Annotated in this window: 21 protein-coding genes; 11 read left to right on the forward strand and 10 right to left on the reverse strand. The window is 60.8% G+C overall.

Annotated elements, in window-relative coordinates:
* Positions 1 to 151: 151 nt before the first annotated feature.
* The 4 genes from X739_RS152210 (at position 152) to X739_RS1000000167975 (ending at position 3,586) form a co-directional block, all read left to right on the forward strand.
* Complete coding sequence (locus X739_RS152210; RefSeq protein ID WP_245273846.1) at positions 152 to 1,132, forward strand: glycosyltransferase; 981 nt, start codon at positions 152 to 154, stop codon at positions 1,130 to 1,132.
* Positions 1,129 to 2,121 carry a GNAT family N-acetyltransferase gene (locus X739_RS152205; protein WP_023771283.1) on the forward strand — a complete coding sequence of 331 codons (993 nt, stop codon included), beginning with the start codon at positions 1,129 to 1,131 and terminating at the stop codon, positions 2,119 to 2,121. Before X739_RS152210 ends, X739_RS152205 begins: the two co-directional genes overlap by 4 nt.
* Positions 2,122 to 2,191: 70 nt before the next feature.
* Entirely contained in the window at positions 2,192 to 3,172 is a 981-nt protein-coding gene (locus X739_RS152200) for a class I SAM-dependent methyltransferase (protein WP_245273847.1), read from the forward strand.
* Between the two features lie 237 nt (positions 3,173 to 3,409).
* Positions 3,410 to 3,586 carry a hypothetical protein gene (locus X739_RS1000000167975; protein WP_023782381.1) on the forward strand — a complete coding sequence of 59 codons (177 nt, stop codon included), beginning with the start codon at positions 3,410 to 3,412 and terminating at the stop codon, positions 3,584 to 3,586.
* Here the strand turns inward: X739_RS1000000167975 and X739_RS152195 are convergent, their stop codons facing one another.
* Positions 3,587 to 4,150, reverse strand: coding sequence for a sigma-70 family RNA polymerase sigma factor (locus X739_RS152195; protein ID WP_023771285.1), 564 nt, complete (start codon positions 4,148 to 4,150; stop codon positions 3,587 to 3,589).
* Between the two features lie 287 nt (positions 4,151 to 4,437).
* On the opposite strand from X739_RS152195, the gene X739_RS152190 reads away from it, so the two are divergent.
* Positions 4,438 to 6,549: a catalase gene (locus X739_RS152190; RefSeq protein ID WP_023794715.1), complete on the forward strand. Its 2,112-nt coding sequence runs from the start codon at positions 4,438 to 4,440 to the stop codon at positions 6,547 to 6,549.
* A gap of 68 nt (positions 6,550 to 6,617) precedes the next feature.
* Here X739_RS152190 and X739_RS152185 read toward each other — a convergent pair whose 3' ends face one another.
* The gene (locus tag X739_RS152185) at positions 6,618 to 7,172 is read right to left on the reverse strand and encodes a hypothetical protein (protein WP_245273848.1); all 555 of its coding nucleotides are present in this window, start codon (positions 7,170 to 7,172) and stop codon (positions 6,618 to 6,620) included.
* 204 nt (positions 7,173 to 7,376) lie between these two features.
* Between X739_RS152185 and X739_RS152180 the strand changes: the two genes are divergently transcribed.
* The 6 genes from X739_RS152180 to X739_RS152160 all read left to right on the forward strand — a co-directional run bounded on the left by X739_RS152180 (position 7,377) and on the right by X739_RS152160 (position 14,834).
* Entirely contained in the window at positions 7,377 to 9,131 is a 1,755-nt protein-coding gene (locus tag X739_RS152180) for a thiamine pyrophosphate-dependent enzyme (RefSeq protein ID WP_023794716.1), read from the forward strand.
* A 395-nt stretch (positions 9,132 to 9,526) separates the two neighbouring features.
* Positions 9,527 to 10,507 carry a cytochrome c oxidase subunit II gene (gene coxB, locus X739_RS152175; RefSeq protein ID WP_031252038.1) on the forward strand — a complete coding sequence of 327 codons (981 nt, stop codon included), beginning with the start codon at positions 9,527 to 9,529 and terminating at the stop codon, positions 10,505 to 10,507.
* Positions 10,504 to 12,444 carry a cytochrome c oxidase subunit I gene (ctaD, locus tag X739_RS152170; protein ID WP_023794718.1) on the forward strand — a complete coding sequence of 647 codons (1,941 nt, stop codon included), beginning with the start codon at positions 10,504 to 10,506 and terminating at the stop codon, positions 12,442 to 12,444. Before coxB ends, ctaD begins: the two co-directional genes overlap by 4 nt.
* Positions 12,441 to 13,043: a cytochrome c oxidase subunit 3 gene (locus X739_RS152165; RefSeq protein ID WP_023794719.1), complete on the forward strand. Its 603-nt coding sequence runs from the start codon at positions 12,441 to 12,443 to the stop codon at positions 13,041 to 13,043. Before ctaD ends, X739_RS152165 begins: the two co-directional genes overlap by 4 nt.
* Before the next feature lies 1 nt (position 13,044).
* Entirely contained in the window at positions 13,045 to 13,386 is a 342-nt protein-coding gene (locus tag X739_RS1000000167105; protein WP_023782387.1) for a hypothetical protein, read from the forward strand.
* A gap of 26 nt (positions 13,387 to 13,412) precedes the next feature.
* Positions 13,413 to 14,834, forward strand: a complete 1,422-nt coding sequence (locus tag X739_RS152160) for a cytochrome c (protein ID WP_198026140.1) — start codon at positions 13,413 to 13,415, stop codon at positions 14,832 to 14,834.
* 102 nt (positions 14,835 to 14,936) lie between these two features.
* Here X739_RS152160 and X739_RS152155 read toward each other — a convergent pair whose 3' ends face one another.
* From X739_RS152155 to X739_RS152120, 8 genes are all read right to left on the reverse strand, one after another.
* Entirely contained in the window at positions 14,937 to 15,266 is a 330-nt protein-coding gene (locus X739_RS152155; protein WP_023794721.1) for a hypothetical protein, read from the reverse strand.
* Positions 15,267 to 15,525: 259 nt separating this feature from the next.
* A complete protein-coding gene (locus X739_RS152150) occupies positions 15,526 to 16,539 on the reverse strand; it encodes an acyltransferase (RefSeq protein ID WP_084056276.1) in 1,014 nt (337 codons plus the stop codon).
* 13 nt (positions 16,540 to 16,552) lie between these two features.
* Entirely contained in the window at positions 16,553 to 17,227 is a 675-nt protein-coding gene (locus X739_RS152145) for an isoprenylcysteine carboxylmethyltransferase family protein (RefSeq protein ID WP_023794723.1), read from the reverse strand.
* Between the two features lie 293 nt (positions 17,228 to 17,520).
* Positions 17,521 to 18,060 carry a prepilin peptidase gene (locus X739_RS152140; RefSeq protein WP_023794724.1) on the reverse strand — a complete coding sequence of 180 codons (540 nt, stop codon included), beginning with the start codon at positions 18,058 to 18,060 and terminating at the stop codon, positions 17,521 to 17,523.
* Position 18,061: 1 nt separating this feature from the next.
* Complete coding sequence (locus tag X739_RS152135) at positions 18,062 to 18,622, reverse strand: tetratricopeptide repeat protein (protein WP_051410585.1); 561 nt, start codon at positions 18,620 to 18,622, stop codon at positions 18,062 to 18,064.
* 53 nt (positions 18,623 to 18,675) lie between these two features.
* Positions 18,676 to 19,626 (reverse strand): type II secretion system F family protein, encoded by a 951-nt coding sequence (locus tag X739_RS152130; protein ID WP_023794726.1) that lies wholly within the window; start codon positions 19,624 to 19,626, stop codon positions 18,676 to 18,678.
* A gap of 18 nt (positions 19,627 to 19,644) precedes the next feature.
* Positions 19,645 to 20,439 carry a type II secretion system F family protein gene (locus tag X739_RS152125; RefSeq protein WP_245273849.1) on the reverse strand — a complete coding sequence of 265 codons (795 nt, stop codon included), beginning with the start codon at positions 20,437 to 20,439 and terminating at the stop codon, positions 19,645 to 19,647.
* A 176-nt stretch (positions 20,440 to 20,615) separates the two neighbouring features.
* Positions 20,616 to 22,004: a CpaF family protein gene (locus X739_RS152120; protein WP_023794728.1), complete on the reverse strand. Its 1,389-nt coding sequence runs from the start codon at positions 22,002 to 22,004 to the stop codon at positions 20,616 to 20,618.
* Between the last annotated feature and the right edge of the window lie 4 nt (positions 22,005 to 22,008).

Here is a 22,008-nt window from a genome sequence, read left to right on the forward strand (position 1 = left end):
TGACCGAAGTCGAGGCCGCCTGCTCCGCCGCCAATTCGCTGACTCCGGCAGAACGGCCGGGCCGGCCATGACGCTCACCGTCCTCAATGTCGCCTATCCCCTCGCGCCTGTCGGACCGGATGCGGTCGGGGGTGCCGAACAGGTCCTGACGATGCTCGATCGTGCACTGGTTGGCGCGGGTCATCGGTCCATCGTCGTCGGCTGCCGGGGCTCCAGTGCGAGCGGCACGCTTCTGGAAACACCGGCGGAAGGCGGCGTGCTCGACGAGGCGGCAAAGAGCCGCGCGCAGCAGGCTCATCGAACCGCGATCGCCGCTGCCCGCGCCAGGTGGCCAATCGATGTGGTCCATCTGCATGGCATCGACTTCGATGCCTATCTGCCCGACGATGGCCCGACCTTAGTGACCCTTCACCTGCCGCTGGACTGGTATCCGGCCGGGGTACTGCGCCCGACGCGCGACGACCTGTGGCTTCATGCAGTCTCGGCCGCTCAGCAGAAAACCGCGCCACCCGGCGCCAGACTGGCGCCGCCAATTCCGAATGGAGTAGACATAGAGGCGCTCAGCCTGCTGCAGCCTAAGCGCGACTTCGCACTGGTTCTGAGCCGTATCTGCCCGGAAAAGGGCATCCACCTGGCGCTGGACGCGGCCAAGCAAGCAGGTGTGCCGCTGGTTGTTGGCGGCAAGGTCTATTGCTATGAAACGCACACGCGGTACTTTCGCGACGAGGTCCAAGCTCGCCTCGATGGCCGCCGCCGCTTTCTTGGTCCGCTCGGTTTCACCGCCAAGCGGCGCTTTCTCAACGCAGCACGCTGTCTGGTCATACCGAGCCTCGCCGCCGAGACCAGCTCCCTTGTCGCCATGGAGGCGCTGGCCTGCGGCACACCGGTGATCGCCTTTCCGAATGGTGCGCTTCCGGACGTGATCGAGCACGGCAAGACCGGTTTTCTCGTCAATACGGTCGACGAGATGGCACAAGCCATCGTTGCGGCGTCAAGCCTGGACGCCGGGACATGCCGGGCCGAGGCGCGACGGCGGTTCTCGCTGGAGGGAATGATCTCCTCTTACATGGATGCCTATCAAGCGCTGGCAGGACTTGGCACCGATGCCGGGCGCCTCGCCGTCACGCCGTGAGCAAGCCTGTGTTGCGCGGCGAGATCATCGATGATCCGGCGCAATTCGATACGCTTGCGCCGGATTGGTGGGGATTGTGGGAGCAGAGTTCCTCGGCGACGCCGTTTCAATCTCCCGCGTGGCTGGTGCCATGGTGGCGCACATTCGGGCCCGGCGACCTGGCGACGGTCGCGGTCTGGCGCGGAGGCGACCTGATAGGTCTGGCGCCCCTTTATCTAGAGCACGGAACCGCCGGCTCGAAACTTCTTCCGGTCGGCATTTCGCTCAGCGACTATCTGGATATCCTGTGTGTTCCCGGCATCGAGAACCAGGTCGCAGCCATTGTTGCCGAAAAGATCCTCTCGGTCGGCTGGTCGCAGTGGATCCTGTCGGATTTACCGGAGGGCAGCGCCGCTCTTGCGATTGCGCATCCCGATCTGAAGGCGGGGCGGCCAGCCACTCATGGTGCTTGCCCCGTGCTGGCCATCGCCGGAGACGATACCCTTGCAGGCTGCGTACCCTCCCGACGCCGGCGCCAGTTGCGACGGGCGCAACAGGCCGCATCCAGACGCGGCCGGATCGCGTTGTCGTCGGCACGAGGCGATCCTCAAACCTTCCTCGATCAGTTGATCCGCCTGCACGACGCGCGCTGGGCCGGACACGGAGGTGGCGTGTTGGCCGACGCCGCTGTAGAGGAATTCCACAGGCGCTCATTTCCCTTGCTCGACGCTCGCGGCCTGGTCCGATGCTGGCTTTTGGCAATCGATGGCAGGACGGTCGGGGCCTATTACGGCTTCCACCATCGGGGTCGTGCCTATGCCTATCTCGGGGGCTTCGACCCCGCCTATGCCGAAGAGAGCCCAGGGGCGATCCTGATCGGCCACGCGATCGCGGAATCGATCCGCGAAGGTGCGTGCGAGTTCGATTTCCTGCGCGGCCAGGAAGCCTACAAATATGGCTGGGGCGCCATCGACAGGTGGACGATGCGCCGGGCCTGGACGCGGAGTTGATACCATGCCTGCGACCGGGCCAAAATCCGCTCCGCGCCGCACAACGATCAGATCGGCTGTTGAAGACTGCATGGCGGATGGTGTCTGCGCCGAAGCAGTCGTCGCCAGGCTGGCGCTTCACCTGCAGACGGGGATCAGGGCGGCGGAACTGGCAAAGATCGTGCTGGAAACCATCCCGGCGAATGCGCGAGACGCGGAACGGCTGCAAGAGATAGCCGGGTTGCTTCGCCGCAAGCCAGATGTCTTTGCCACATTGCGAGCGACGGGAGCTGCCGTTCGGCACACACGCGACGAGGGGGAGACCGGTGCCGCCGTCGTCACGCGGCTGGCCTCGAGCTTCGATGCGGCGGCAGCGATTTCGGAGACAGCAAGTGTCCAGCTCGCATCCCTAGGGGATGAGGAAAGGCTCTCAGCCACGACCGACGAAGTCGTCGCCTGGCTCAAGCAGCAGGACTTCTCCGGAACCCACCGGGATATTCTGGACATTGGTTGTGGCATCGGCCGTTTCGAGCATGCGCTTTCCAACTCCTTCAACCGCATGATCGGCATCGACATATCCTCGCGGATGATCTCCATCGCCTCCGAGCGGTGCGCCGCGCTGGGCAATGTCGAGTTGCGACAAACCTCCGGTCTCGATTTGAGCGAATTCGACGACGGCAGTTTCGATTGCGTGCTCGCGGTTGACAGCTTTCCTTATCTGGTTCTGGCCGGCATGGCTGAGGGGCATTTCGATGAGATCGCACGCGTTCTGAAACGGCCTGGCTGGCTCGCCTTGCTGAACTATTCCTATCGCGGATCGCTTTCGTGGGACCGCGCCGACATCGGCCGCCTGGCGGAAGCTCACCAAATGCGGATCGTCATCAACGGCGAGAAGCCGTTTCGGTCATGGGATGGCGAGGTTTTCCTACTTGCTCGAGGCGGCGGAACATTACTGCGCGCCGCCAGTTCGGACGTCGAACCAGAGGCGCCGAAGAGCGGCACCGACCCGAAGGAGGAAAGCATGGCACCCGGCGGCAAGAAACATCGGCCGCGGGAAGCAGCATGGCGATGACCGCGGGCTGGACGGCGATCGCGTCAAGTCCGATCAATATCAGGATCACGCCACCGACCAGGCGCCGAAGGACTGAACGCGGTCGCTCCATGTGCTTGGCCTGCAGCACGGAGGGCCAAGGAAATAAAGCTGTGCAAGGACGGCCGGCAACCCTGCCGGCGGCGGGCATCGCCTTGTAATGTCCGGCATTTGTCACCACACTAAAGTCAAGGACTGCTGGTTATCAAGAGAATATGGATGTCTCATTCGAGCGACGATACCGCGGACCCGCAATTCGGTCTGGCCATGGATCAGGAGATCACTTCTCTCCTGGACGCCATAGAGCAGGAAAAAATCCCGGATCGTCTGACCAGGCTGGCCATGGAGTTGCAAAACGCGCTGGTCGAGAAACGTCGACGTGAGGTGCAGAACTGACTATCTGCGGCTGTCACCCTCTATATCGAGTTGACCATCCGATAGATGATTTCGTCTCTCAATCAATGTCTGCAACGAAGTCTCCCCAAGCAATTCGAGAATATTGGCGCGGGCACGGTTCAGCCGACTTTTTACCGTCCCCACCGCGCAGCCGCATATCTCGGCCGTTTCTTCATAACTCACTCCCAGAACGCCAATCAGCATCAGGACCTCGCGTTGGTGTTCCGGTAGCCTTTGAATGGCGGCGTGGACTTCCTTGCTCTGAACGCTCCATTCCTGGGTGGCTTCCGAAATCGGTCGGGACGACGCGCAGTCGAGCAGGCCTGGCGCTTCCCGGGCAGCGATCTTGACCCGGGTGTAGTAGGTGTTGCGCATGATGGTGAAGAGCCACGACTTCATGCGTGTGCCGGGTTCGAACTTGTCGATGTTGGCGAGACCCTTGGTCAGTGTCTCCTGTACCAGATCGTCGGCATCGTCGGGGACGCGGCAGAAGGTTCGCGCGAAAGCCCGCATGGCGGGTATGAGCTCAACGATGGAAACTTCATTGGTTTCTTGGTCGGCCAAAATGTAGCCTCCGGATGACAATGGTCCAGCTCCCAGAAGAAGAGTGTATGAACGCAGCCCCTGCTAAATGCATGGAAGTTTGGTTCGTTCCTCGCGCTGAAGAGAACTCTTCAGAAATTCGGCGCAGCGCGACATCTCACCCAATCGGTCTATGCCGTCGCCGAGATAGGGATGCCGCCTTGGCGATGCACGCGAGGCGCACCGGTTCTTCACGGGAACAAAGCCGCGCACCGGCAGTTTGACGTCCTGAGTACTTCCACCCCCTCCGGCATCAAACGAGGTATGTCATGGCCAAATCCGCCCGTCGTTCCGCTCGCCAATCGGCAAGTGGACAGGAACCGGATAGCGCGCGCGGAAACGGCGGGGAATTGCACCAGATCGCCGGGGGTGAGACGCCCACTCTGACCACGGCGCTGGGAACACCCGTCTCCGACGATCAAAACACATTGCGGATCGGCGAACGCGGACCAGCGCTGATCGAGGACTCTCATTTTCGGGAGAAGATTTTCCACTTCGACCACGAACGCATTCCCGAAAGGGTCGTTCATGCTCGCGGCTACGGCGCGCATGGTTACTTCGAAACCTACGAGTCTCTGGCCAAATACACACGTGCCGATATTTTCCAGAGGGCCGGCGAAAAGACACCGGCCTTCGTGCGCTTCTCGACGGTTGCCGGCAACAAAGGCTCGTTCGATCTCGCCCGCGACGTCCGCGGCTTCGCGGTCAAGCTATACACCAGGGAAGGCAATTGGGATCTGGTCGGCAACAATATCCCGGTCTTCTTCATCCAGGACGCGATTAAGTTTCCCGATCTGATCCATGCCGCCAAACAAGAGCCGGACCGGGCCTTTCCTCAAGCCCAGACCGCTCACGATAATTTCTGGGACTTCATCAGCCTGATGCCGGAATCGATGCACATGGTGATGTGGATCATGTCGGATCGCGCGATCCCGCGCTCCTTCCGCTTCATGCAGGGCTTTGGCGTGCACACGTTCCGCCTGGTCAACGCGAAAGACGAATCCACCTTCGTCAAATTCATCTGGAAGCCAAAGCTCGGCATGCAATCGGTGGTCTGGAATGAGGCGGTCAAGATCAATGGCGCCGATCCAGACTTTCACCGTCGCGATCTATGGGACGCCATCCAGTCCGGCAATTTCCCGGAATGGGAGTTGACGGTGCAATTGTTCGATCAGACGTTTGCCGACAGCTTCGACTTCGACATTCTGGACGCAACCAAAATTATTCCTGAAGAGGTGCTCGAACCGATCCCGGTCGGGCGGCTGGTGCTTGACCGGATGCCGGATAATTTCTTCGCGGAGACCGAGCAGGTTGCCTTCATGACGCAGAATGTGCCGCCCGGAATTGACTTCTCCAACGATCCGCTTCTGCAGGGCCGCAACTTCTCCTATCTCGATACCCAGTTGAAACGGCTGGGCAGCCCGAACTTTACCCATCTCCCGATCAATGCGCCGAAATGCCCGTTCGCCCATTTCCAACAGGACGGACACATGGCTATGCGCAATCCGGTCGGTCGCGCCAACTATGAACCGAATTCATGGGGGCTGGGACCGCGCGAGGATCCGCAACGCGGCTTTCGTTCCTTCGCCGATGCCGAGGAAGGGCAGAAGGTGCGTCTGCGCGCGGAAAGCTTCGCCGATCACTACAGCCAGGCCCGGCAATTCTTCAACAGCCAGACACCGCCGGAGCAGCGCCACATCGCCATGGCGCTGACCTTCGAATTGAGCAAGGTCCAGGCACCGGCGATCCGCGAACGCATGGTTTCGCATCTGCTCAACATTGATGAAACCCTGGCGACCACCGTCGCCGACAAGCTCGGCATCCGGAATATGCCCGACCCCGCGGAGGCAGCCGTTCCGACGCGCGACGACCTGCCGCCTTCGCCGGCGCTCAGCATCATCGAGAACGGGCCTGACAGTTTCAAGGGCCGCAAAGTCGGCGTCTTGCTTAGCAATGGAACCGACACCGGGCTGTTCGAAGAGCTCCGTTCCGCCATCGAAACGGAAGGCGCGGTGATGGAGGTGATCGCGCCCAAGGTGGGCGGCGTCGATGCGGCTGACGGCAGCCACATCGAGGCGAGGCACATGATCGACGGCGGCCCGTCCGTGTTGTTCGACGCCGTGGTACTGCTTCTCTCCGAGGAGGGTGCCGAGATGCTGCTCGACGAGGCGGCCGCGAGGGACTTCGTGTCAGATGCGTTCGCCCATTGCAAATTCATCGGCTTCACAGCGGCAGCCCAACCTCTCCTGGCAAAGGCGGGCGTAGCTCCCGATGCCGATGAGGGGCTGATCGACCTTGATACCGCAGGTTCCGTGAAGACGTTTATAGAGGCGTGCCGCAAACTGCGGCTGTGGGCACGGGAGACCGCCGTCAAGCTTTGATGCGCAGAGCTATGCGTTGTCACACCGGCGCATGGCTGCAAGGCCCGGTATGCAGCCATGCCCGGGCCCTACGGTTGGCGGGCCTCTCTGGCGGCCTGTTCTCGCTGCCGTTTCAGGACCTCGTCGGTCCCGACCAGCTTCTTTGCTCCGCCTGGAATTGCCGTGGACACCACCGCGGGCGGGTCGCTTGCCGGAAAAGAATCCTCCAACCCTGCCTGCAGTTGATCCTCGAGCGTCTGCGGTTCTTCGGAGCGGCCGGGCGTCCTGCGTGTATCTATCTTCTCCAGCGACTGTTTCTTCTTTGGCGACTCATTGGCTTCCCGGATCAAGGCATAAAGCTGCTCGATCGCGAATTCCTTGATCGTTTCAAAATCGGACCGATCGTCCTGCGTCGCCTCTATCTGGTCGACCATGGCCTTCTCGAACCGCCCAAGGCTTTCACCGCCGCAGGCGTGGGAAAGGCGCAGCAATGCCTCGTGCAGCATCATCGGGGTGAAGTAAGCCGACGCTTCAAGCCTGAGTTGTCGCAGACGATCCGGAGTGGCAGCCTGGAATTTTGACATGGACGGTGTCCTTTCTCTCACGAGCGTGTCAACGACAGTTGATCGCCGATGTTCCACCACGCCTGAACATACTTGATGTCCAGCGACCTACCGGAAACAGCTTGCCGCCCTCTGGAGCAGTCCATTATCTGCGTGACTGGTCATGAGAAGCCGGTTCTCCTGCAAGGGGCCCGACGACGCTTCCAACATGTCACGATTTCTTGTGATGAAGGAACCAACTCGGGATTGACCGGTTCGGACCTCATCCACCGGAGCAATCCTGACATGGCAAATGCAGCAGAAATTCTCGTCGATACACTCATCGCCTGGAACGTCGAGGTGGTGTTCGGCTTGCCGGGAGACGGCATAAACGGCGTCATGGAGGCACTGCGCACCCGGCAGGACAAGATAGCCTTCGTGCAGGTCCGGCACGAAGAGTCGGCCGCCTTCATGGCATGCGCCTATGCCAAATGGACGGGAAAGCTAGGCGTCTGCCTAGCCACATCAGGGCCGGGCGGAACGCATCTTCTGACCGGCCTTTATGACGCCAAGCTCGATCAGGCTCCGGTGCTCGCGATCACAGGCATGCAGTTCCACGACCTGATCGAGACGTTCACCCAGCAGGATGTCGATCTGACGCGCGTGTTCAACGATGTCTCCGTCTATAATGCCCAAGTCGCCGATGCCGCGCACATGGAAAACGTTGCTAGCCTCGCCTGCCGAACCGCGCTGGCGCGCAAGGGCGTCGCCCATCTATCAATTGCCAGCGACATCCAGGAGCAAGAGGCCGACCCCGCCAAGCGCAGCAAGCGCAATCGCCCGGCGCACACGCCGCAGCAAATGTTTTCCGGCCACAGCATGCCGCTGGACGCCGAACTCGACAAAGCTGCCGCCATTCTGAACGAAGCCACGCGGGTGACGATCCTGGCCGGGCGCGGCGCGCTCGGCGCGGCCGCGGAACTTGAACATACCGCGCATCTGCTGCAGGCGCCTGTCGCGAAGGCCTTATTGGGCAAGGCGGTCCTTCCGGACAACCATCCTCACACGACCGGCGGGATCGGCATCCTGGGAACCCTGGCTTCGCAGGAGGCGATGGAAACCTGCGACGCGGTGCTGATCGTCGGCTCCAGCTTCCCCTACATCGAATATTATCCGAAGCCCGGGCACGCCCGTGGTGTCCAGATCGACTGCGACGCGCAGCGGATTGGCCTGCGCTTTCCGGTCGAGGCCGGTCTTGTCGGAGACGCCGCCGAGACATTGCGCGCGCTCAATCAACGTCTGACGCAGAAGCCTTCCGGTGAATTCCTGCAGCGCTCCCAGGAAACCATGAGAAGATGGCGCGAGATGATGAGGCAGTCGGAGGACGCGCGGGCGCAACCGTTGAAGCCGCAAACGATTGCCCGTGCGTTCGGACAAAGACTGGCCGACGACACGATGTTGGCCACCGACTCCGGTCAGAACACGGAGCTTGCCGCCCGCCATGTCGATCTGCGGAGCGGCCAGGCGTTTGGCGTGTCCGGAGCGCTGGCATCCATGGCCAGCGGCCTTGCCTATGCCGTCGCCGCCGGCATAGCATTTCCCGGTCGACCGATCGCAGCTATCGTCGGCGATGGTGGTTTTGCCATGCAACTCGGCGAATTCTCGACGGCTGTGCGCTACAAAATTCCGCTGAAGACGCTGGTCATCAAGAACAACATGCTCAATCAGATCGCCTGGGAGCAGATGATGTTTCTGGGTAACCCGCAATTCGGTTGCGAACTGCAGCCGATCGATTTTGCCATGGCCGCGGAAGCGATGGGCGCGAGCGGTTTTCGCATCGAGCGGGCCGATCAGATCGAAACCGTTCTCGACGAGGCCTTCGCGGCCGAAGGTCCGGTTGTGATCGAAGCACTGGTCGATGCCTATGAGCCACTGATGCCGCCCAAGATGCCGTCGGACTACGCCAAGAACTTCCGCCAGGCCTTGCCACAGACGCCGGGGCACGAACGCATCGAAGAAAATATCGCCCGGGAGCCGGCGAAGTCGATGATGGAGGCCTAGAGCAATACCAGTGAAAGTGCGAAGCAGTCTTGCGTTCAACTTGCAGCCCCGCTGATGTGAATCCGGCCGGCCTGATCTATGGCCGAGCCGCACTGCTCCTGGCCGCGTTCTGGAGAACAAGCGGGCGGCGGCGGGCTTCGCACCTGCCCATCGGCTAGGCCCCGCTCCCGTGGGTGTGCTGAAGAATGGCCGTCCCACATCTTCCAGTTCGCCTTTCTCGGGTGCAGCAGTGTTGCCAAGCATCCTTTTGCAACCAACCGCGTTGTGGCCTTGGCAACGATGGTGGATCCTTCATGGCAGGTTGCGCGCGTCCGTTTACCCGCCTTCGTAAGCGGAAACGACCGCTGATGCCGCTCCCCTTCCCACGGCCGAAACAGTCGGCCGGGACGGCGCCCATGCTGGTCCTGGGCGGATGCAGCGACTGGCAGTCCACGCTCCATCCGCAGGGTGCGAATGCCCGAAGGATATTCGACCTGATCTGGTCCTTCAGTGCCGTTGCGGCGGGCACATGGCTGCTTGTCATGCTGGCCTTGGCGGCAGCGCTTCTGCGTCGCCGACTGGTCGAGACGACGCGCTTGCCATTTGAGATCGATTCCCGACAGGAACGTCGGTTTACGGGCGTTGTCGCAAGCGCCATCGCGTTGGCCGTTCTGGTGCTCGCCATACTGACGACAATGAGCTTTTTCGCGGGCAAATCCATTGCGTCGCTCAGCGGAACGGAAACGCTTACCGTTCGGGTCACCGGGCATCAATGGTGGTGGGAGGTCCGTTACCCCCAAGATGAACCGTGGCAAGCGATCGTCACGGCAAACGAAATCCACATCCCGGTTGGAGAGCCGGTCAAGGTCGAGCTCGATTCGCTCGATGTCATTCATAGCTTCTGGGTGCCAAGCCTTGCCGGCAAACGGGATCTCATCCCGGGCCGGCCAAGCGAGCTCACGCTTATTGCCGATAAACCCGGACTCTATCGCGGCCAATGCGCCGAGTTCTGTGGCTACCAGCACGCCCATATGGCCATCACGGTCGTCGCCGAAAGCCGCAAAGCGTTCGATGCGTGGCGATCCGGGCAAGGGGCCGCCGCGCCGGCGCCCGCCGGTGACGAAGAACACCGCGGCCAACGGGCTTTTCTTTCCACCGGCTGCGCCCTCTGTCACACGATAAGAGGCACACCGGCCAGCGGAACGCTCGGACCTGATCTTACCCATCTTGCAAGCCGACACGCTCTGGCCGCGGATACTCTGGCCATGACCCCCGGGGCGCTTGCTGCCTGGATAGCCGATCCACAGTCCATGAAGCCGGGGGCCAAGATGCCGCGCATTGCCCTCAGCGCCGACGATCTCAATGCCGTCGTCACCTATCTTGGAACCCTGGAATGAGCGGCATTGCGGGAAACCCGGCCGAGCATAAACAGCAGGCCGTGAAAGGCGTACGGGACACCGGCCTGGAAGAGGCGAGGCTGCGCGCCTTTCTGGCGCATGCCTGGAGAACGCCGAGAGGCCTCCACGGCTGGCTGGTCACCGTCGACCACAAGCTGATTGCCCGACGCTATATCGCGACGGCTTTCTTCTTCCTCATCCTTGCAGGTCTGTCCGCCCTTGCGATGCGGTTCCAGCTTGCCCAACCCGAGGCCGGCTACATCGGTCCCGATCTCTACAACCAGCTGTTCACCATGCATGGCACGACGATGATGTTTCTGTTCGCCGTGCCGGTGATGGAGGCGTTCGCCATCTATCTGGTGCCGTTGATGATCGGCACCCGCAATGTCGCCTTCCCGCGCCTCAATGCCTTCAGCTACTGGGTTTATCTTTCCGGCGGGCTGATGATCTGGATCGCTTTTGCCTTCGAAACCGGCGCCGACGCCGGCTGGTTCTCCTACGTTCCGCTCGCCGGGCCTGAATACGGCATCGGCAAGCGCCCCGATTTCTGGGCGCAGATGGTCACTTATACGGAAGTGTCCGCGCTCGCGGTCGCCGTCGAGATCATTGCGACAGTGTTCAAACAACGCGCACCGGGCATGTCGCTGGACCGCATTCCGCTCTATGTCTGGTCGGTCCTCGTCACCGCTTTCGTCATTCTGTTCGCCATGCCCGCGGTGATGGTGTCGAGCACGATGCTGATCCTCGACCGGTTGGTCGGCACGAAGTTCTTCGACCCCGCCGCAGGGGGCGATGCACTTCTGTGGCAGCATCTGTTCTGGTTCTTCGGCCATCCCGAGGTCTACATCATCTTCATTCCGGCGACAGGTTTTGTCTCCACGATCCTGCCGACCTTCGTCCGGCGCCCGGTGTTCGGCTATCTCGGGATCGTGCTGTCGCTGGTCGCGATCGGCTTCCTCTCCTTTGGCCTGTGGGTACACCACATGTTCGCCACCGGTCTGCCGCAGCTCGGCGAGAGTTTCTTCACCGCGTCCTCGATGATGATCGCCATTCCGAGCGGTATTCAGATCTTCTGCTGGATTGCGACGATCTGGGGCGGCCGGCCAATCTTGGCCACGCCCATGCTCTTCGTGCTCGGCTTCATCTTCACTTTCGTGATCGGCGGCCTGACCGGCGTCATGGTCGCCTCGGTGCCGCTCGACCTGCAGGTGCACGATACCTATTTCGTGGTTGCCCATTTCCACTACATGCTGGTCGGCGGCGCCGTCTTTCCCCTGCTCGGCGCCGTCTATTACTGGTTTCCCAAGATCACCGGCCGCATGCTGTCCGAGAGGCTCGGCCGCTGGAATTTCTGGCTGGTCTTCCTCGGCTTCAATCTCACCTTCTTCCCCATGCACATTCTGGGCCTGCAAGGCATGCCGCGCCGCGTCTACACCTATCCGCCGGCGAGTGGCTGGGGCGAGATGAACCTGTTCATCAGCCTCTCGTCGCTGGTGGTGTTCGCCGGCTTTGCTCTTTTCTTCCTGAACATCCTGCTCAGCCTTCGCAACGGCCGCATTGCCGGAGACAATCCCTGGCAAGCGAGCACGCTCGAATGGGCGACGACCTCGCCGCCGCCTTCCTACGACTTTTCGCGGCTGCCGGTGGTAACCCATCGCGAACCGCTCTGGGCGGAGCCCGACACCCTCCCCGTCGTCGAAGGCTTGCGCGTCGATGCCCGCGAGGTGCTGGCCAGCACGGTCGCCGACGCGGTGCCGCGGCTGAGGGTGCCATCGGCCGACAATTCGATTTGGCCGTTGCTGTCGGCCATCGCGGTTGGCGGCGCATTTCTCGCCTCGATCTTCACGCCATGGGCGGTGGTCTGGGGGACGATACCAGCTTCGGTCGGCTTCATCTGCTGGTTCTGGCCGAAAGGCGAACCGGAGGACGAGGAATGAGGCATCGTTCTGTCGCCGATGTCAGCCACCTGCCCACATATGATTTCGGGGCGGCGAGCCCTATGTGGTGGGGAACCCTTGCTTTCATCGCCCTCGAGGCGACAGGTTTTGCGCTGGCGATCGGCTCTTATTTCTATCTGGCCGTGCTGGCCCCGCACTGGCCGATCGGGGTGCCAGCGCCGGATCTGCTGCCGGGCTCTACAGTATTGGCTATTCTGCTCGCGAGCATCGTACCCAACCATATGGTCGACCTTTGGGCGCGCCGTCAGGACCTCGCGAAGGTTCGCCTTGGCATGGTCGTCATGTCGATCGTCGGCATTCTTCCGCTGATCGTTCGCATTTGGGAATTTCCGGCGCTGCGGATTTCCTGGGATCAGAACGCTTACGGGTCGATCGTCTGGTTCCTGCTCGGGCTGCATACGACGCATCTTCTCACCGATGTCGGCGACACCATCGTCCTTGCGGTTCTCATGTTCACGCCAAAAGGCAAGGCGGGCCGCCGCTTCAGCGACGTCTCGGACAACGCCTTCTACTGGGACTTCGTGGTTGTCTCATGGATTGTGCTCTATCTCGTCATCTACTGGGTTCCGAGGATGTGACATGCAGGCGACCCGCACCGGCGTTTCCTGGGCAGGCCTGGTCAGCGGACCAGCCGCGTGGGCGATAACGCTGCAGCTCGATTATTCCATTGCATTCTGGCAATGCCACGCCGGATTTCGTCCCACTGCCTTGTTCTCGCTGACGGGTGCCGCTGTCGCCATGGCAGGCGCGGTGCTGTCGTGGCGCGCCGTTCGCGACCGAAGCCATGGCACGAGCCCGCCCTCGAAGGCGCGCACGCGCGCGTTCCTGGCCAGGACTTCGGTTGGCGTTGGCGCGCTGTTCACCCTCGTGCTGCTGGCACAGACGTTGGCCGGGCTGACCTTCAGCGGGTGCGAGCTGTGAGGATGCCACGGAGCCTGCGATCGGCTATGCGCCGTAGCAGGCGTGCGCTCTGGCTTGCTGCGGTTGCTCCAGCCCCGGCCGTCATCTCCCGGTCGATCGCGGCCTTGCTGGCATCGTTGGCGCTTTGCACGCAACCGCGGGCGGACGAAATCCGGAAGGGTGAATATCTTGCCAGGGCGGCCGACTGCATCGGCTGCCACACATCCAACCCGAGCCGCCCGTTCGCCGGAGGCTATCGCGTGCCGACGCCGTTTGGCGACGTCTATTCCACCAACATCACACCGGATCTCGACACCGGCATCGGACGTTATTCCGCGGACGAGTTCGTGCGGGCCGTGCAGGAAGGGGTGAGGCGCGATGGAGCCAATCTTTATCCCGCCATGCCTTATGACAGCTTCGCCGCGATGAGCCGCGAGGACGTGCTGGCGATCCGGGCCTATCTTCTGGCGCAGCCACCGATCTTCCAGCCGCGCCCGGCAAACATCCTGCCTTTTCCGTTCAACCAGCGCTGGACACTGGTGCTGTGGAAGCTCGCGAACTTGCACAGCGGCGGCTTCGCACCGGATCGGAGCCGAACCGCCGCATGGACCAGAGGGGCCTATCTTGTCGAAGTGCTCGGCCACTGCGGTGCCTGCCACACGCCGCGAAATGCGACATTCGGCATGGATGAAAATCGCGCATTTGCCGGCGGCAATGCCGGCATCTGGCGAGCCTTCAACATCACCAGCGACAAGATCGCAGGCGTGGGCGGCTGGAGCGATGAAGAGCTGTTCCGCTTTCTCAAGACCGGCGCGGTACCAGGAAAGGCGTATGCAAGCGGTCCGATGGCGGAAACGGTCATGAACAGCCTGCAGCATCTTTCGGATGACGACATCCATGCCATGGCCGCCTATCTCAGGGACGTTCCTGCCCAATCCGGAGACGAAAAGCAGCCGCGCTTTTCGTGGGGCAATACGCTGGGGGTCGCGGATAGTGCTGGAAGCAACGGGGCGGCGCAAGGCAGCGGGGCCGCGGCCGGCGGCGATCTCTATCGGTCGCTCTGTTCGGGATGCCACGGGGCGAATGGAGGCGGATCAGCGGACGGCACCGCTCCATCACTGACCCACAACACCTCCCCGGGCGCTGCCATGCCCGACAATGTCGTCATGACGATCCTTGAAGGCGTCAAGGCTGGTGACGTCGCGGGACGCAAATCAATGGCGGCCTTCGGCGGCTGGCTGGACGATGGCCAGGTGGCGATACTTGCAAATTATGTGACCGCGCATTTCGGAAATCCAGACGCCCGCGTTACGGCGGCCGACGTGCGTCAGATGCGGGCAGGCACGTCGACAGGGCGGACAGTCATGATGCTGGCGGGACAGGCGCTGGCGGCCAGTGGCGCCGTATTGCTGCTTGCTCTGCTTACTTTGCTGGCAAAGCGCCTGCGCTCAGCTCATGTGCGCCCATAGAGATAGGCGGTCATTTCGCGCATATACTCTGCAGCAAGAACACCGCCCGATAAGTCGCCCCAGGGAGAAGAGCGACTTCGGGCGGCGCTCCGAGCCTCTGGCTCATTTGTTGCAGTTCTGCACGTTCGACGTCGTGTTGCCGCTGGCGGTGTTGTTGTCGATGTCATTGCCCGCGGCATCCTTGCAGCGGTCGGCCATGCCGTTCGAGTTGGTTGTCGAGTTTGTCGAATTTGTCGTGCTCGGGTCGGCGGGCGTGGTCGTCACACCGGAGCCTGTGCCGACGCCGGTGCCGGTCGTGGTCCCATTGCCACCACTGGTGGCGCCGGAGGTCGAGCCTGAACCATTGCTGGATCCGGTGCCGTTCGACTGTGCCATTGCCGACGTGGCCAGAGCGACCGTAAGCACGGTTGCGGAGAGAAGTTTGGTGATCATTGGAGCATCTCCTTTGGTTGTGTACTGCCTCCATCAAACCTGTCTTTCCCGGATATGTTCCGAATGAAACGCTCTTCAGCGAAATTCTTGCCGGGTGGGATTGTGGTGCCGATGCGGACGCTTTCGACGCGGCTGGGTTTGCTTCCGAGGGTCGGCGATGGGCCTGTCAGCTGACCGGAACGGCAGGTCCGTTCGGACGGGATCACGACCGCGCGCCCGGCACACCACATGATCGGCGTCACCATCATCGAACCATCCGTCAATCCCTTAGTGCCTCGCCAGCTGGACGGTACCCAGTCTTCAAATGTGGATCATATCGGCGCAGGAATATGCGCAGCGGCAGCTCGAACCGAATGTACATCCGCCAAGCGAAAAGAACCGATACGGCTGTGCCGATCACGATGATGAGGTCCGGAGGAATCGGAAACGTGGTCCACACCATCAGAAGCAGCGTTATCGGCAGAGTGTGGATCAGATAAAGCATGTAGGAGGCATCACCGAGAACCGTCCATGCGCTCGGTCGTGCGTCGATCTGCATCGTGCCGAAGACGATCAGCGCCGCCGGGAAACCGTATACCAGCACGCGCTGAAATCCGTTATCGCCAGTGAGAAACTCCATCGTCCCTCCTTGCGGTGCCATCCCAATGAACCCGACAGCTATCATCGCTCCCGCGCCGATCGGCAGGCACCACACTGCCGGTTTCCACTTGGGTGCATAGGCGAGAGCGATGCCAAAGCCGAACTCGATGATCAGCGGGTTGCCAAGAAACTGCAGGACCGGACCAGCCGAGCGAAAGATCATTGCGAGGCCGAAGATTCCGATGAGAGCCGATAGCAGTCGCCGGTCGACGAGAACGATGGTTGCGGCGGCGTAGAAGAGCATTTCGAAGCACAGCGTCCAGGCTGCGGGCAGTGCCGGCGCAGTCATTTTATCTGTAGCGGGCCACAGCAAAAGTGTCGCCACCCCCTCCCGCCAGCCGAAGCCGGTTTTGTAGGCGACGATCGCATAGGGGATGCTGATCAGCAGGTACAGCGGAACGATGCGCCGGAACCGTCTCCAAGCGAAGGATCGCCAAGTCAGGCTAGGTGCCGTCTTGGCAATAATCACCCCTGATATGACAAAAAAGATGTCTACGCCTGCGAAGCCAGCCACCTGAAAATCATGAGGTAAAAGGCCGTTGGACCCAGTGACTTTAACGGCGGTCTGGGCCGCGTGGACATATACGACCATCAGCGCGGCGACGAAGCGAAGTATTTGCAACGACCAGATCAAGGACGAGTCCTGACTATCGGCCGCCAGGCTCTGGTATCGCCCCACCAAGGAATCTCGGCAAGATCATTGGCACCCGCCGAGCGTAATCGTCGTACTCTGGGAAGGTTTTCTGAAGGATAGATTCTTCATTTTTCGCGCGTCTATACTGCAAAAAAAACTGAACCGCACCGAGTGCCACCATCAGCATTGAAAAATGCGAAAGGATCATGCCGAGAACGAATACCCCCTCACAGATGTAAAGCGGATGCCGGACAACCGAATACGGCCCAGTGGTAACCAGCCGACGAGCTGTCGCCATGAGTGAGAAGGATCGACCCAGCCAATAAAGACAGAAAATCGAACTGGCCGTACCGACCAAGACTAGGCAAAGAGCCATCAATTGAGCCGCTTCATTTTGCAACGCCGGTGTCAGGCTCAATGCGAACAGGATCATAAACGTACCAGCTATCGAGGTTACTCTCGGTCCAACTCCCTGCGCAGTTCCCTTTGGAGGAAGGCGGACAATTGTCATCACAAGCTGCAACAACAGAAACACGGTTGATGCCACTTGAGTAACGATGGCGAGCGAACTTGCTGAGGTATCCTGACGGAAATAGAGAAACAGAGGCATCGCGCCGGATGTTGCCAAAACCGCCATGGCGAAGATGATGGCAATTCGGCCAAGAAAATCCTCGTTCAACATTTTCATCCCCTTCCCTAAGCAGTCATTGGAACATGACTTTCGTGCCCCGACAAGAAGATAGTTTCCAAAGCGTTAACGGCTATGCCGTATCAACTTTTGATTAATCTGTCCGGCCTATCGTGGCCAAATGCCGAGCCTTCTTTCCGTGCTTCGTTTCCTGGCGCCGATCTCGATTCTGATTTCAGCAATTACGATGATCGCACTCAATCCACACAGTGCAACGTTTGCGTTTTGGTTGGCGTTGCCTGTGAATGCGGCTGGATGGCCCGCGCGTCCTACAGCAGAGCGGGTTCCGCCGTTCAGTTAAGCTGATTCAGAATTCCAGAGCTGCTCGCCAACACCAAACTTTCATAGATCCCGAGCGCTGTCGTGCAGATCGCCGCGACCGAGATTGGCACGCCGAACGGCACGACGCCTTTGCGGTCGAGATGCTGAACGTAGACGCGGAAGGCGCCGGCGGGCAGCAGGAATGGATTTTTCATGGCTGCTGCAGTGATGAGGGCGAAAACCAGGAGCAGCACGGAAAAAACGGCGAGGTCTTCGCCGCCAGTCAGAAAAGGAACGACCGCCATCAGCTTGACGTCGCCGGCGCCGATCTTGCGCAGGACCCAGAACGGGAACAAGGCAAGAAACAGCACGAGGCCGGCAGACGCGCTCAAGCCCATGTCCCACCAGGATCCTGATCGCAGCACCAGCAACAACAGCGATCCCACACCCAGGCAGAGCAGCAGCAGCACATCGCGATTGGCAATCCTCTGCGTCGTGAAGTCGAGCCACGCAATCCTGGCGAGCAGAGGGATGGCGAGGGCCTTCAACAGCAGTGCTTCGACAAGCAGCATGCTAGCGCTCGATGTTCTGCACGCTCGACGACAGCAGCTTCAGATTGTTGGCGACTGTCGGATCGTTGGGCGCCAGTTCATAGGCCTTGAGAAAATTGCTGCGTGCATCCTGCAGCTTGCCGCGCAGCAGAAAGGAGTAGCCGACATTGTTGTAATATTCGGGCGACGGTCCCATCAGCTTGAACGCGCGGCCATAGGCGCGGTCGGCAAGGTCGAAGCGGTGGATCCGGTCGCAGGAAGCAGCCAAACCCATCCACGCGCCGCCGTCATTGGGCGCCAACTGCGTGGCCTTGAAGAACAAGGCGCCGGAATTGCCGTAGTTTTCGGCGCGGAACTGGTTTTTGGCTTCGGCCACGGCCTGGTCCGATGCGTAATATTCGACATCGCTGACGGTCTTCAATCCATCGAACGTGTCGCCAAACGACGTCACGTCGCCTTTCGACGGTTCGTTGGTGCGCACGACACCGCCAGTGGTGTCTACACCATTTGTCTGGCAGCCGGCTAGGGCTGCCATCAACAGACTTGCGGCGACGACGGTTGCGAGGCGCATTGGCCCTTTCATTTTATCCCCCGAGAGCCCTGCGACTCTATTTTAGAATCAAAGCATATACTTATTCAGAAGAAAATGCCCCTCATACGGATGATAACCGGCAACATGATGACCATCATGACCACGGGGAAGATGCACAATCCCAACGGGATCATCATTTTGACAGGCAAGGCATTGGCCTTCTCCTCAGCGCTCAGAATTCTTTGTCCGCGCATCTCGTCGCTGTAGACGCGCAGCGCATCCGTCAGGCTGGTGCCGAGTTCTTCCGACTGCCTGAACAGCACGGCGAGCGAGCGCGCCTCTTCCAGCCCGATGCGGTCCGCGAGTTCGCGCAGCGCCTCCCGCAACGGCTTGCCGGCGCGCATTTGCAGGTTCATGATCGCAAGCTGGATGCCAAGCCATTTGTGGGTGCCGGCCAGTTCGGCGCCGACACGCTCGACCGCCGCCTCCAAACTCATCCCGGCGTCGGCACAGGTGATCATCATGTCCATGAAATCGGGAAATCCGCGACGATAGACCTGTTTTTGGGCATTCTCGAAGCGATCAAGCAGGATAGCTGGAACCACAATGCAGGCGAGCCCGAACAGAGCCGAACCGGCAAAGGCCATGATAGCGGGGAGTTGGGGCGGGAGTACTCGCACAAGGAGCGCATAGGCAACCAAAAAGCCGATACAGACCGCGCCCAGTCGCGACAAGGTGTAGATGAGCGGAGCACTTGGTTGATAGAACCCGGCGCGAAAAAGCTTCGCCTCTAGCGCATTCGGCTCATTGCGTTCCTTCTCCATCGATCGAAAGTAAGCATCGACCGGACGTTGCGCCGAGATCTTGAGCAATTGTTCCTGACCCGCGAGCGAGCGGTGGTCGACGATGCCTTCCGACGTCAGGCTCTGGGCAACCAGCTTGCGTGTCTGCAACGCCGGCAAGAAGACAAGCGCGCCGAACAGGAACAGCGATACAGCCGCCACGAATACCGCGGTGGAAACCAGGATACTCAGTCCCTGAATGTTCGATAGCAGGTTTATGGCTCGCTCCTGTCAGAAATCGAAATTGACCATGCGATACATGATGAAGTCACCCAGCAGCGCCCATATTCCGAAGGTCACGAACACCGGCGTGATCAGTGGATCGTGCCATATCTGGCCGTAATATGCCGGAGCGGCTAGCTGGAGAATCAGGAACATCACGATCGGAAAAAGCGAGATGATCCACGCGGACACCCGCCCCTCCGACGAAAGCGCCCTGATCTTCATTCTGAGTTTCTGACGTTCGCGCAGAACCGACGAAAGGTTGGCCAGGATCTCGGTCAAATTGCCGCCCGTTTTCGATTGGATCGACAGCGACACCGACAACAGGTGCAGGCCTTCGAAACCGACGCGCTGCGAAAGCTTCCGCACCGCCTGTTCGATACTCAGTCCGAAGGTGATTTCGTCGGAGACAATGCCGAATTCGGTACCGAGCGGATCGGGCATTTCGCGCGCGACCAGACCTACGGCCACCGTTGCCGGGTGCCCCGCCCGCAGTGAACGCACGATCATGTCGAGTGCATTCGGGAGCTGTTTCGCGAATTTCTGGATCCGCTTCCTGCGCGCACGACGCAAAAGGAGAAGTGGCAAGGCAAATCCGGTCACCAGAAAAATCAGGATGCAAGGCAGTACGGAAAAACGCAGAATGAACGAGAACAGCAGCGCAATTGCCAGGGCTGAGAGCAGGAACATCGCGGCGAAAGTCAGCGGGTTTCCGGTAATGCCGGATTGGGTGTAGAGCCTGTTCAGGCCGACCATGCCGAAAAGAAAATCACCCGTATCCGTCAGGCCGCGCTCGCGCAGCAATCCTTGCAAGGTCTTTTCGGCCGGAGCCTCATCGGACAATCGCTTCAGCCGCCGGTTGATCATGCCGGCACGGGATCGGCGATCGGCGAAGGAAAGATACAGCGCCTCGCCGGCGAGAATGACTGCCGCCGCCGCGAGCGTATAAATGAAGTAGAGCAAGGTCTGGCCGGTCGGCATCAGAGCGCAACCTGGGGATTGAAGGCGTCCTTGGCGAAATGGTGCCCGAGCGTTGCCGCTTCCGGGGCAAAACGTGGGCGAACGCCGGTGGCGCGAAATTCTCCGACGATCTGACCGTCAGCCGTCACCTCGCGACGCACGAATGTGTAGATTTCCTGCATCTGGACGACGTTTCCTTCCATACCGGTAATCTCCGATATCGATGTCACGCGCCGGCCGCCGTCGGAGAGGCGCTGTGTCTGCACGATGACGTCGATGGCGGAAGTTATCTGCGCTCTGATGGACTCATGCGTCATCGGCATTCCTGCCATGCCGACCATCTGCTCCAGCCGCGATATCGCATCGCGCGGCGTGTTGGCGTGGATGGTGGTCATCGAGCCTTCATGGCCGGTGTTCATGGCCTGCAGCATGTCGAAAGCTTCCTCGCCACGAACTTCGCCGACGATGATGCGGTCGGGCCGCATGCGCAGCGCGTTCTTGACCAGTTCGCGCTGGCGAACCTCTCCTTTTCCTTCGACACTGGGTGGACGTGTCTCCAGCCGGCCGACATGAGGCTGCTGCAGCTGCAGTTCCGCCGCATCCTCGATGGTGATCAGACGCTCCCTGGACGGGATGTAGCTCGACAGCGCATTAAGCAAGGTCGTCTTGCCGCTGCCCGTGCCGCCCGAAACCAGGATCGATTTGCGCGCCTGCACGGCAATCCGCAACAGTTCGACCATTGGCGGACGGATCGAGTTGAGCGCCACAAGGCGTTCGAGCGAATAGGGGTTCTTGGAGAACTTCCGGATCGACACCAGCGGCCCGTCGACCGAGATCGGCCGCACCGCGATATTGACGCGGGAGCCATCCTCCAGCCGGGCATCGACCATCGGCGAGGATTCATCGACGCGCCGGCCGATGGCGGAAACGATCTTGTTGATGACCCGCAGCAGATGCGCCTCGTCACGAAACCGGATCGCCGTCTCTTCAACCAGACCACGCCGCTCGATGAAGACGCGCTTGTGGGTATTGATCAGGATATCGGTGATCGTGTCGTCCTTGAGCAGCGGTTCGATCGGGCCGAGTCCCAGCATCTCGTCGGCGGTCTCGCTGGTAATTTGATCAAGCTCGCGTGCGTTCAGCGGCACGCTGTGGCTGCGCACGAACTCGCGCACGATTGGGCGGATCTCGTTCAGGATCTCTTCCTTGGACGCGGTTTCGAGCGCGGCGAGATTGAACCGGTCGATCAAATGACGATGCAGTTCGACTTTCAGCGTCAGGAAGTCCTCGCCATGGGGTTCAATATCAGCAACTGGAGAAACCGCCGGAACGATGGGCAGTAAAGTCAGCTGCTCGGCCTTTGTCGCGGCCTGCTGCTCGCTTGGTCCCTTGATAAACCGACCCAGCATAATC

It is taken from the genome of Mesorhizobium sp. LNHC209A00, assembly GCF_000502915.1.
Lineage (GTDB): Bacteria > Pseudomonadota > Alphaproteobacteria > Rhizobiales > Rhizobiaceae > Mesorhizobium.

What these genes read in the sequence shown, in the direction of transcription:
- X739_RS1000000167105 (WP_023782387.1), top strand. Translation starts at nt 13,045, where the DNA reads ATGCAGGCGACCCGCACCGGCGTTTCCTGGGCAGGCCTGGTCAGCGGA.
- X739_RS152165 (WP_023794719.1), top strand. Translation starts at nt 12,441, where the DNA reads ATGAGGCATCGTTCTGTCGCCGATGTCAGCCACCTGCCCACATATGAT.
- X739_RS152200 (WP_245273847.1), top strand. Translation starts at nt 2,192, where the DNA reads ATGGCGGATGGTGTCTGCGCCGAAGCAGTCGTCGCCAGGCTGGCGCTT.
- X739_RS152145 (WP_023794723.1), bottom strand. Translation starts at nt 17,227, where the DNA reads ATGAAAATGTTGAACGAGGATTTTCTTGGCCGAATTGCCATCATCTTC.
- coxB (WP_031252038.1), top strand. Translation starts at nt 9,527, where the DNA reads ATGCTGGTCCTGGGCGGATGCAGCGACTGGCAGTCCACGCTCCATCCG.
- X739_RS152210 (WP_245273846.1), top strand. Translation starts at nt 152, where the DNA reads ATGCTCGATCGTGCACTGGTTGGCGCGGGTCATCGGTCCATCGTCGTC.
- X739_RS152160 (WP_198026140.1), top strand. Translation starts at nt 13,413, where the DNA reads ATGCGCCGTAGCAGGCGTGCGCTCTGGCTTGCTGCGGTTGCTCCAGCC.
- X739_RS152135 (WP_051410585.1), bottom strand. Translation starts at nt 18,622, where the DNA reads ATGAAAGGGCCAATGCGCCTCGCAACCGTCGTCGCCGCAAGTCTGTTG.
- X739_RS152180 (WP_023794716.1), top strand. Translation starts at nt 7,377, where the DNA reads ATGGCAAATGCAGCAGAAATTCTCGTCGATACACTCATCGCCTGGAAC.
- X739_RS152120 (WP_023794728.1), bottom strand. Translation starts at nt 22,004, where the DNA reads ATGCTGGGTCGGTTTATCAAGGGACCAAGCGAGCAGCAGGCCGCGACA.
- X739_RS1000000167975 (WP_023782381.1), top strand. Translation starts at nt 3,410, where the DNA reads ATGTCTCATTCGAGCGACGATACCGCGGACCCGCAATTCGGTCTGGCC.
- X739_RS152190 (WP_023794715.1), top strand. Translation starts at nt 4,438, where the DNA reads ATGGCCAAATCCGCCCGTCGTTCCGCTCGCCAATCGGCAAGTGGACAG.
- ctaD (WP_023794718.1), top strand. Translation starts at nt 10,504, where the DNA reads ATGAGCGGCATTGCGGGAAACCCGGCCGAGCATAAACAGCAGGCCGTG.
- X739_RS152155 (WP_023794721.1), bottom strand. Translation starts at nt 15,266, where the DNA reads ATGATCACCAAACTTCTCTCCGCAACCGTGCTTACGGTCGCTCTGGCC.
- X739_RS152140 (WP_023794724.1), bottom strand. Translation starts at nt 18,060, where the DNA reads ATGCTGCTTGTCGAAGCACTGCTGTTGAAGGCCCTCGCCATCCCTCTG.